The following is a 9,687-nucleotide window of genomic DNA, read 5'->3' as shown; positions in this document are numbered from 1 at the left end:
GCAGTTCCTCGCGCCCCTGGGTGGTACCCGGCGGGGCATCGCGCGCTCCGTGCGGGTGGGGTCGGGGGCCGCCACGGGGCACCTCCTCGGAATGCGCGTTCGGCCTCTTACCTGGTCGGTGAGGGACTGGGAGCGCATTCCTGCGGGGGCACCCCGCACCGTCCCCCTCCGGGCCGGTCGGGCGGCTGGCTGCCGGTGGGGGTCAGGGGAGGGTGGTGAGGAGGCGGGCCTCGGTGTCCGGGGAGAGGCCGACCGGGGGGCGGTCGGGGCGCTGGGGGGCCGTGCCGCCGATGGACTGGAGCCAGGTCCAGGTGTCAGCGACGGTCGATGTGACGGGTCGGCAGTGGAGCCCGGCCCGCAGGGCCTTCGCCGGGTTCGCGCCGTGCATGCCGTCGTGCTCGGGGCCCGGCGGGAGCCAGAGGGGGAGGTCCATCCAGGGCTGGACGCCCGCGTCCGTGATCGTGTCGGGGTCGGCCCAGACGAATTCCGCGTCGCCGCCCGTCGCCGCGGCACATGCGTCGAGGAAGGACCCCATCGTCGCGTGGCCGGGCTCGCTCACGATGTCGTACGGCCCGCCGAGCCCGGCGGTGAGAGCGTCCAGCGTCCACGCGGCGAGGTCACGCACGTCCACGAACTGCAACGGCAGATCGCGCGGCCCCGGGGCCAGGACCCGCCCGCCGCGGGCGACACGGCCCAGCCACCACGGGAGCCGGCCGATGTCCTCGTACGGTCCGAGGATCAGCCCGGCCCGGATGAGCAGGGCGGCGTCCCCGAAGACCTCCTCCAGGGCGACCTCCGCTCCCCGCTTGACCTGCGCGTAGTCGCCGTCTCCGGGTTCGACGAGCGGGGCGTCCTCCGTTCCGCCGAGAGGCGGCGGATAGGCGTAGACGGACCGGCTCGACACATACGCGTACCGCCCCACCCGCCCCTTCAGCGCCGCCGCGGACCGCCCCACCACCCCGGGCGAGCCGGACCAGGTGTCCACGACGGTGTCCCACTCCCCGTCCGCGAGCCCGGCGAGATCCCCGTCGCGCTCCCCGGTCACCACCCGCGCGACCCCTTCCGGCACCGCCCGTCTCCCCCGGTGGAAGACCGTCACCTCCCACCCGCGCCCGACCGCCTCCTCCACCATCGCCCGCCCGACAAACCCCGTCCCGCCCAACATCAACATCGTCGCCATGCCCCCACCCTCCCCCCACCACCCCACCCTCACCTCCGATTTCGCTCAGAGCTGCCCCCCACCGGCAGGCAGCCGCCTAACCGCCCCGGAGGGGGACGGTGCGGGGTGCCCCCGCAGGAATGCGCTCCCAGTCCCTCACCAACCAGGTAAGAGGCCGAACGCGCATTCCGAGGAGGTGCCCCGTGGCGGCCCCCGACCCCACCCCCGGGGCAGGGCGCGATGCCCCGCCGGGTACCAACCAGGGGCGCGAGGAACGGCGCGACAAGCCCCCACCGGCGGACGATCGCGACGCCTACCGCAAGAGGCAGCTCATGGCGCAAAGGGGCGCGAGGAACGGCGCGAGCAACCCCCCACCGGCAGAGGGTCGCGCGGCGAACCGCACCACGCATCCCGAGGCGCAAAGGACCAGCCCGCACCGTCCTGAGAGGATGAGCTCATGACGGAGACCACCATCGGCATCGGCGGCGCAGCCGAAAGCACCGACATGGTGCTGAACATCGGCCCCCAGCACCCCTCCACCCACGGAGTGCTCCGTCTGCGGCTCGTCCTCGACGGCGAGCGGATCCGGTCGGCGGAGCCGATCGTCGGGTACATGCACCGTGGCGCGGAGAAGTTGTTCGAGGCGCGGGACTACCGCCAGATCGTGATGCTGGCGAACCGCCACGACTGGCTGTCCGCGTTCTCGAACGAGCTGGGCGTCGTGATGGCGGTCGAGCGCATGCTCGGCATGGAGGTGCCGGAGCGCGCGGTGTGGACGCGCACGCTGCTCGCGGAGCTGAACCGCGTGCTGAACCACCTGATGTTCCTCGGGTCGTATCCGCTGGAGCTGGGCGGGATCACGCCGATCTTCTACGCGTTCACGGAGCGCGAGGATTTGCAGCATGTGATGGAGGAGGTCTCCGGCGGGCGGATGCACTACATGTTCAACCGGGTCGGCGGGTTGAAGGAGGATCTGCCGAACGGCTGGACGGGGCGGGCGCGGGCGTCGGTCGCGCGGGTGCGGGCGCGGATGGGGCGGATCGACGACCTGGTGCTGGGCAACGAGATCTTCCGCGGGCGGACCCGCGGGGTGGGCGTGCTGTCCCGGCAGGATGTGCACGGCTTCGGGGTGAGCGGGCCCATCGCACGGGCGTCGGGCGTGGACTTCGACCTGCGGCGGGACGAGCCGTACCTGGCGTACGGGGAGCTGGCGGACACGCTGCGGGTGGTGACGCGCGAGGAGGGCGACTGCCTGGCGCGTTTCGAGGTGCTGCTGGAGCAGACGCATGTGGCGCTGGACCTGGCGGACGCGTGCCTGGACCGGATGGCGGAGCTGCCGCCGGGGCCGGTGAACCAGCGGCTGCCCAAGGTGCTGAAGGCGCCGGAGGGCCACACGTACGCCTGGACGGAGAATCCGCTCGGGCTCAACGGCTACTACCTGGTGTCGAAGGGCGAGAAGACGCCGCACCGGCTGAAGCTGCGCTCGGCGTCGTTCAACAACATCCAGGCGCTGACGGTGCTGCTGCCGGGGACGCTGGTGGCCGACATGGTCGCGATCCTGGGCTCGATGTTCTTCGTCGTCGGCGACATCGACAAGTAGTCCGTCCGGTCACATCCGCCGCCCGCCGGGAGTCATGTCGGCAGGGACGGCGACGGAGGAACGTGACGTATGGGCGACGAACTGCTGGCCGAGCGCTTCGAGGCGTACCGGGGGCATCTGCGCGCGGTGGCCTACCGCATGCTGGGCTCCACCGCGGAGGCGGAGGACGCGGTGCAGGAGGCGTGGCTGCGGCTGAGCCGGGCGGGCGACGGCGGGGTGGGCAATCTCGGCGGGTGGCTCACGACGGTCGTGGGGCGGGTGTGCCTGGACATGCTGCGGTCCCGGCGGCGGCGCGGTGAGGAGCCGCTGAGCGAGGTGGAGCAGGCGCCGGGCGCGGCCGATCCGGAGCAGGACGCGCTGCTGGCGGATTCGGTCGGGCTCGCGCTGCTGGTGGTGCTGGCGACGCTGGATCCGGCGGAGCGGCTGGCCTTCGTGCTGCACGACATGTTCGCGGTGCCGTTCGACGAGATCGCGCCGATCGTGGACCGTACGCCCGCGGCTGCCCGTCAGCTGGCCTCGCGGGCCCGGCGGCGGGTGCAGGGTGCGCCGGTGACGGCGCCCGAGCCCGATCTCGCGCTCCAGCGGCAGGTCGTGGGGGCTTTTCTCGCGGCGGCCCGGCTGGGCGACTTCGAGGCGCTCGTCGCGGTCCTGGACCCGGGCGTGGTCTCCCGCTCGGACGTCCCCGGCTCGCCGGTGCGCCGCGGGGCCGAGCAGGTGGCGCGGGGCGCGATGGTCTCGGCGACGCTGACCGGGGAGTCCGGTCTCGCCCTGGTGGACGGCAAGGTCGCCATCGTCTACGCCCAGGGCACGCCCGACTACCGGGTCCTGACCTTCGCGGTGGCCCCGACCGGCATCCGCGAGATCCACGTCCACCTGAGCCCCACGATGGAGGTCCTGCCCCTGGCGTAGGGGCGCGGCCTGCGGCGGTCAGGCCTGGGAGGCGCGCAGGCCCGTCATGTCCAGCTGCTCGGTGTCGTCGTGGGCGGTGAGGTCGATGACCTCGGACGCCTCGGCGGCCTGCGCGTGCTCGGCGGCTGCCGGGGCGGCGGCGGGCGGGAGCGCGGGGCCCGACGGCGGGGCGGCGGGCAGCGCCTTCTGGGTGCCGAAGAAGTCGAAGCCTCCGACGGCCCGCCCGGCGGACTGCGCACCGGCCTGGGGGTAGGGGAGCACCGCGGCCGCCGCGGGGACGAGGCGGGTCTCGCGGGGGGCGAGGCCCGCGCGGGCGTGGGCCTCGGCGGTGTGGCGGCCCTCGGGCTCCTCGGGGGCGGCGGCCTCGCGGCGGCGGGCGGCGTCCACGGTGGCCTGCGCCTGCTGGCGGGCGGTGTTGCGGGACAGCTCGCGCAGGGCCTGCTCGGCCTTGAGGAAGGCGGCGGGACCGACCGGCGAGCCGCCCGTGAGGGCGAGCTGCTGCTGCGGGACGTCGCCGACCCGCAGTTCGCGGATCTTCTCCAGCGCCCGTGCCCGTTCGGCCTCGGCGGTGGCGTAGCGCCGCAGCAGGTCGGCGTGCTCGGTGCGGAGCCTGGCCAGTTCGGCGCGCTTGCCGCGAAGCTTCTTCTCCAGGCGGGCGCGGATCTCCCGCGACTCCTCCAGGTCCGACTCCAGCTCGGCGACCCGCTCCTCGGTGCGCCACTCCTCGCGGACGCGGCTCGCTTCGAGGTCGGCGACCTTGCGCCCGGCGGCGCGGTCCCAGGTGCGGGCGAGCGCGGCTCCCGCTATGGCGGTGAGCGCGGTCGCGGCGGTGATGACCCGTATCACGCCGGTGTCCGCGACGACGAACGACGCGGCGGTGAGGACGGCCGCCGCGCCGCCGACGGTGAGCGGCGGCAGCATGCGGTGCAGGGGCTGGGAATGGCGGTGACGTCCACGGGGCATGGCCAGAAATTTAGCGTGCGCGGGCGCGCTGTGGGGCGGCGGGTCGCACTTTTTCTGCGCGATTGCGGCATGGAATTGCCGTGCGAATACGACGGGCATTCACCACGGTCCGTTTCATCCCTTTTGCGGCATGACCGGCGTCATGGCGAATGCCCGTCCGGGCTCACGGCGGGCTCACAACCCCTTCGCCTTGACGTACTGATCGGCCACTTCCCCGGGCTTGTGCCGCTGGGCGTCCACCTTCTTGTCCATCTCCGTCAGGTCGGCGGTGGTGAGCACCCCGGTGAGCTTGCCGAGGGCGGCGGCGATCCGCGGATCCCCGGCGTCCTTCGCATTGACGACGGGCAGCACGTTGTCCGCGTTCTGCAGGTGCTTGTCGTCGGTGAGCAGGACGAGATCGAACTGTTCGAGTGTGGCGTCCGTGGTCGTGGTGAGAACAAGCTGGTCGGAGCCGTCCTTGACGGCCTGTTTCGACTGGGTGGTGCCCACACCCTTGGGATCCACGCCGGTGATGTCGATGCCGTAGACCTTCTTCAGCCCGGGTTCGCAGTAGGGGCGGTCGGAGCATTCGTCACCCGCCGCCAATGTGATCTTGAGCTTGGCCGCACCAAGATCGGAAAGGGTCTTGAGGTGGTGCTGCCCCGCGAAGTCCCGGCTGACGGCAAAGGCATTCTGGTCGACCGCCTTGCCCGCAGGCAGCACCTTCAGGCCGCGCGGTTCGGCGAGCTTGCCGAGAGCGGTCACCGTGGCCGTGACGTCACTGGAGGCGACCGGCGCGGCCTTCTGCCCATTGGCCTTGGTGTTGAGGAACTCCGCGAGTGTCGCGGCATATTCCGGCACGACGTCGATCTGGCCCTTCTCCAGCGCCGGTTCGTACAGCTCGCGGTTGGCCAGCGTCTTCACCGAGGTGTGGAATCCGGCATTGGACAGCACCTTGGCGTACATCTCGGCGAGGATCGCGCTCTCGGTGAAGCCCGCCGAGCCGATCACCAGGTCGGTGCCCGCCGCGTCGGCGGCGGCCGGGGTCGCGGCGGCGGTGCCGGACGCCGGGGCGGCGGACGTCCCGGCCGAGCATCCGGCCAGCAGCAGGGCGGCGGCCGCGGCCGTACCGGCGGCGCGCAGGGGGGCGGCGTTCATGGGCGGACGGCTCCAGTGGGTGCGGGGGCGGACACGGGGGCGGGGACGGCGGGCGCGGACCGGCGGCGTATCGGGTCCAGGGCGTGCTGCACCGCCAGGAACAGCCCCTCGACCAGCAGCGCGAGCCCGGCCACGAGCACCGCGCCGGCGACCACCTGGGCGTTGATCTGCCGGTTGAAGCCCGCGGTGATGATCCGCCCCAGGCCGCCGAATCCGGCCATCGCGGCCAGCGTGGCGGTCGCGATCACCTGGACGGCGGCGCTTCTGACACCGGTCCAGATCAGCGGGAAGGCGAGCGGCAGCTCGACGCCGAGGAGCAGCTGCCGCCCGGTCATCCCCATGCCGCGGGCGGCCTCGACCACGTCCCGATCCACCTCGCGTATCCCGACGTAGGCGTTGGTCACCAGCGGCGGCACCGCGAAGAGCACCAGGGCGACGATCACCGGCCAGTCGCTGCCGGAGCCGATGAGCAGCAGGAGCAGCGTCAGGACGGCGAAGGTCGGCACCGCCCGGCCCACGTTGGAGATGTTGACGGCGAGGGCGCCGCCGCGCCCGTGGTGGCCCAGCAGCACCGCGGGCGGCAGGGCCACGGCCAGGGCGATGGCCAGCGAGACCCCGCTGAAGTAGAGGTGCTCGGTGAGGCGGTGCACGACGCCCTCGCCGCCCGACCAGTGCGCGCCCGTGGTGAGCCACCGCCACGCGCCGCCGACCGCGCTCACGACGCCGCCGCCGTCCGCACGCCCCCGGCTCTTCCTCGCCCGCGTCTGCGCCGCAGCAGCCGCCCGCCGGGGCCGGGGCCGGGGCCGCCGCGCCCGTGCCGCCAGGGGGTCAACAGCCACTGGACGCCCAGCAGCAGCACGTCGGCCAGCACCGCGATGGTCACGCACAGCACGGACGCGGCGAGCACCTGGGCCCGGAAGTTGCTGCCGATGCCGGACAGCAGGAGATTGCCGAGGCCGCCGTAGTCGACGATCGCGCCCACCGTCGTCAGCGCGACCGTGGAGACGGTCGCGATCCGCAGCCCCGCCATGATCGCGGGCAGCGCGAGCGGCAGCTCGACCGCGGCCAGTATCCGCAGCCGCCCGTACCCCATCGCGCGCGCGGCCTCGGTGACCTCCGCGGGCACCGCGTCCAGGCCCGCGAGGACGTTGCGCACCAGGATCGTCAGCGAGTAGAGCACCAGGCCCGTGACGACCAGCCAGGAGGAGATGCCGAAGACGGGCAGCAGCAGCGAGAACATCGCCAGCGACGGCACGGTGTAGAGCACCGTCGTCACCACCAGCACCGGCGCCGCCGCCACGCGCCGCCAGCGGTGGGCGGCGAGCGCGAGCGGGAGGGCGACGGCGAGGCCGATCGCCACCGACTCGGCGGTGATCCAGAGGTGCTGGAGCGTCGCGGCGGTCAGGTCGGAGCGGTATTCGCGCAGGTACTCCCCGCACACCCAGTCGTTGGCGACCAGGCAGTCATCCGTGGTCATCATGGCTGCGAGCCTAGCCGCAAGCCCCGACAATCCCTGATATACCCTCAGGAAGCTGTGGATAACGTGTAAACAGCCGAAAACCGGGACGGACGGGAGCGGGCGCGGTGATCAGGTTCGAGAACGTCAGCAAGCGCTACCCCGACGGCACACTCGCCGTCGACGGGCTGGACCTCGAAGTCGGCGACGGCGAGCTGGTCACGCTCGTCGGGCCGTCCGGCTGCGGCAAGACCACGACGATGAAGATGGTCAACCGGCTCATCGAGCCCACCGGCGGGCGCGTCCTGCTCGACGGCCGCGACATCGCGACGGTGGAGCCGGTCGCGCTGCGCCGCGGGATCGGGTACGTCATCCAGCACGGCGGGCTCTTCCCGCACCGCACGGTGCTCGACAACACCGCGACCGTGCCCGCGCTGCTCGGCTGGAAGCGGGCGGCGGCCCGCGCGCGGGCCGCCGAACTGCTGGAGCTGGTCGGCCTCGACCCCGCCGTCTTCGGCCCCCGCTACCCCGACCAGCTCTCCGGCGGCCAGCGGCAGCGCGTCGGCGTGGCCCGCGCCCTCGCCGCCGACCCGCCCGTGCTGCTCATGGACGAGCCCTTCGCCGCGGTCGATCCGGTCGTGCGCGAACGCCTCCAGAGCGAGTTCCTGGCCCTCCAGGCGCAGGTGCGCAAGACGGTGCTGTTCGTCACGCACGACATCGAGGAGGCCGTACGCCTCGGCGACCGCATGGCCGTCTACGGGTCGGGCCGCGTCGAGCAGTACGACTCCCCCGCGGCCGTGCTCGGCGACCCGGCGAGCCCCTACGTCGCCGAGTTCGTCGGCGCCGACCGCGGCCTCAAGCGGCTGTCGGTCACCGCGATCACCCCCGCCGACCTCGACCGGGCGCCGCTGCTGCGCCTCGACGAGCCCGCGTCGCCCGCGGCCGCGGCCCTGCGCGCGCAGGGCGCCCGGTGGGCGGTCGTGCTCGACGCGGACGGCGCCCCGCACGGCTGGGTCCCCGCCGCCGACCTCGCGCGCGGTGGGGCCGTCGCCGACCACACCCGCCGGATGCCCGCCCGTGTCGCGCTCGGCGCGCCGCTCAAGCAGGCGCTGAGCACGATGCTCCAGCACGACGCCGGCTGGGTCGCCGTCCTGGACGGCGACCGCTTCGCGGGCGTCCTCACCCCCGCGAGCCTCCACGAGGCCCTACGCCGCTCGGTCCGCGCGGGCGTCCCGGTGGAGTCGGTGAGCTGACCGTCAGCGCGTTCTGACCGTCAGCGCGGCTGACGGTCAGGCACGGATGCGCAGCCGAGCTGACGATCGGTCGCCCCGACCCGACCCGACCCGAGCCGGCGCACCGGGGCCCGCGCCCCTCAGCCCCCGTGACCGTCAGCGCGGCTGACGATCGGCCCACCCGACGCGCCGGGTCCCCCGCACCCTCAGCCCGGCCGACCGTCAGCGCCGCTGACGGTCAGTGGCCCGGACCGGCGATCGAGGCTGACGGGCGGGTCGGGGTGCCGTCCGGTGCGGTCACCGGGAGGCCCGCCGCGCGCCATGCCTGGAAGCCGCCTGCCAGATCCGTCGCCGCCGTCAGGCCGAGCTCCCGCAACGACGCCACCGCGAGCGTCGAGGCGTAGCCCTCGTTGCAGATGACCACCACCGGCAGCCCGTACGACCCGACCTCCGGCAGCCGGTGCGAGCCGTCCGGGTCGAGCCGCCACTCCAGCTCGTTGCGCTCCACGATCACCGCGCCCGGGATCGTGCCGTCCCGGTCCCGCAGGGCCGCGTACCGGATGTCGACGAGCAGCGCCCCCGCCTCCGCCGCGGCCGCCGCTTCCGCCGGGTCCAGCCTGCGGTAGGTGGCCCGCAGCGCGGCCAGGTGCGCGGCCAGCGAAGGCGCCATCACCACTCCTCGGGGCGCTCGACCAGCTCCAGCCGCAGCGTGCCGCCCTTGCGGCTGAAGCGGCGCATGAGCGGCAGCGGCGGGTAGTAGGCGTGCACGGACACCGCGTGGCTGCGCGGCGAGCGGTTCTCTACCTGGTGCACATGGTGCCGCCCGAACGCCCGCCCCCGGCCCTCCGGCAGGACCCGGCTGCGGTCCACCCCGTCGGCGAGCTCCAGTGCCCGCCAGCCCTCGGCGGGCAGCGGCACCGCGAGCGAGAGTTCCGTCAGCTCACCGGCCGCGGTGACGAACGCCCCGTACGAGCCGCCGTGGTCGTGCCAGCCGGTCTCGGCGCCCGGGGGCCAGCCGATGAGCCAGGCCTCGGAGCCTGCCGGGCCCTCCAGGCGCACCCAGGTGCGGCCGTCCGGGTCGAGCGGGAGATCGCGTACGAGCGCGGTGTCGGCGGCGGTGCGCCGCGCGAAGTCCAGCAGCTCCGCTGCGGTGGGGGCGGTGGTCTTACGGCGTGAGGTGAGCATGGGTATCCACCCGGGGATGCGAAGGTTGACGGCGGGCCCGGAGGCG

Annotated in this window: 10 protein-coding genes; 3 read left to right on the top strand and 7 right to left on the bottom strand. The window is 73.8% G+C overall.

Features of this window, described 5'->3' with window-relative positions; translation table 11 throughout:
- Window positions 1-202: 202 nt before the first annotated feature.
- Window positions 203-1,180 (bottom strand): NAD-dependent epimerase/dehydratase family protein, encoded by a 978-nt coding sequence (locus tag ACWERV_RS01225; RefSeq protein WP_452927173.1) that lies wholly within the window; start codon window positions 1,178-1,180, stop codon window positions 203-205.
- A 436-nt stretch (window positions 1,181-1,616) separates the two neighbouring features.
- Here ACWERV_RS01225 and ACWERV_RS01220 point away from each other — a divergent pair, with 436 nt between their 5' ends.
- Both ACWERV_RS01220 and ACWERV_RS01215 read left to right on the top strand, forming a co-directional pair.
- Window positions 1,617-2,759 carry an NADH-quinone oxidoreductase subunit D gene (locus ACWERV_RS01220; protein WP_452927170.1) on the top strand — a complete coding sequence of 381 codons (1,143 nt, stop codon included), beginning with the start codon at window positions 1,617-1,619 and terminating at the stop codon, window positions 2,757-2,759.
- 69 nt (window positions 2,760-2,828) lie between these two features.
- Window positions 2,829-3,668 carry a sigma-70 family RNA polymerase sigma factor gene (locus ACWERV_RS01215; RefSeq protein ID WP_452927167.1) on the top strand — a complete coding sequence of 280 codons (840 nt, stop codon included), beginning with the start codon at window positions 2,829-2,831 and terminating at the stop codon, window positions 3,666-3,668.
- Between the two features lie 18 nt (window positions 3,669-3,686).
- On the opposite strand, the gene ACWERV_RS01210 is transcribed toward ACWERV_RS01215, so the two are convergent.
- The 4 genes from ACWERV_RS01210 to ACWERV_RS01195 all read right to left on the bottom strand — a co-directional run bounded on the left by ACWERV_RS01210 (window position 3,687) and on the right by ACWERV_RS01195 (window position 7,245).
- Window positions 3,687-4,631, bottom strand: coding sequence for a hypothetical protein (locus tag ACWERV_RS01210; protein WP_398176656.1), 945 nt, complete (start codon window positions 4,629-4,631; stop codon window positions 3,687-3,689).
- A 174-nt stretch (window positions 4,632-4,805) separates the two neighbouring features.
- Window positions 4,806-5,768, bottom strand: a complete 963-nt coding sequence (locus tag ACWERV_RS01205) for an ABC transporter substrate-binding protein (RefSeq protein WP_452927164.1) — start codon at window positions 5,766-5,768, stop codon at window positions 4,806-4,808.
- Window positions 5,765-6,487 carry an ABC transporter permease gene (locus tag ACWERV_RS01200; RefSeq protein ID WP_452927161.1) on the bottom strand — a complete coding sequence of 241 codons (723 nt, stop codon included), beginning with the start codon at window positions 6,485-6,487 and terminating at the stop codon, window positions 5,765-5,767. Before ACWERV_RS01200 ends, ACWERV_RS01205 begins: the two co-directional genes overlap by 4 nt.
- A complete protein-coding gene (locus ACWERV_RS01195; protein ID WP_452927192.1) occupies window positions 6,484-7,245 on the bottom strand; it encodes an ABC transporter permease in 762 nt (253 codons plus the stop codon). The genes ACWERV_RS01200 and ACWERV_RS01195 overlap by 4 nt, the downstream gene beginning before the upstream one ends.
- A 107-nt stretch (window positions 7,246-7,352) precedes the next feature.
- Here ACWERV_RS01195 and ACWERV_RS01190 point away from each other — a divergent pair, with 107 nt between their 5' ends.
- Window positions 7,353-8,477 (top strand): ABC transporter ATP-binding protein, encoded by a 1,125-nt coding sequence (locus ACWERV_RS01190; RefSeq protein WP_452927158.1) that lies wholly within the window; start codon window positions 7,353-7,355, stop codon window positions 8,475-8,477.
- Between the two features lie 217 nt (window positions 8,478-8,694).
- Here the strand turns inward: ACWERV_RS01190 and ACWERV_RS01185 are convergent, their stop codons facing one another.
- On the bottom strand, window positions 8,695-9,126 hold the full coding sequence (locus ACWERV_RS01185) for a rhodanese-like domain-containing protein (protein ID WP_452927155.1): 432 nt from the start codon (window positions 9,124-9,126) through the stop codon (window positions 8,695-8,697).
- A complete protein-coding gene (locus ACWERV_RS01180) occupies window positions 9,126-9,641 on the bottom strand; it encodes a cupin domain-containing protein (RefSeq protein ID WP_398176646.1) in 516 nt (171 codons plus the stop codon). The genes ACWERV_RS01185 and ACWERV_RS01180 overlap by 1 nt, the downstream gene beginning before the upstream one ends.
- Window positions 9,642-9,687: the final 46 nt, after the last annotated feature.

This window comes from Streptomyces sp. NPDC004031, from assembly GCF_053604375.1.
The sequence above is the reverse complement of the archived record's forward strand: the minus strand, read 5'-3'. Positions and strand labels throughout refer to the sequence as shown.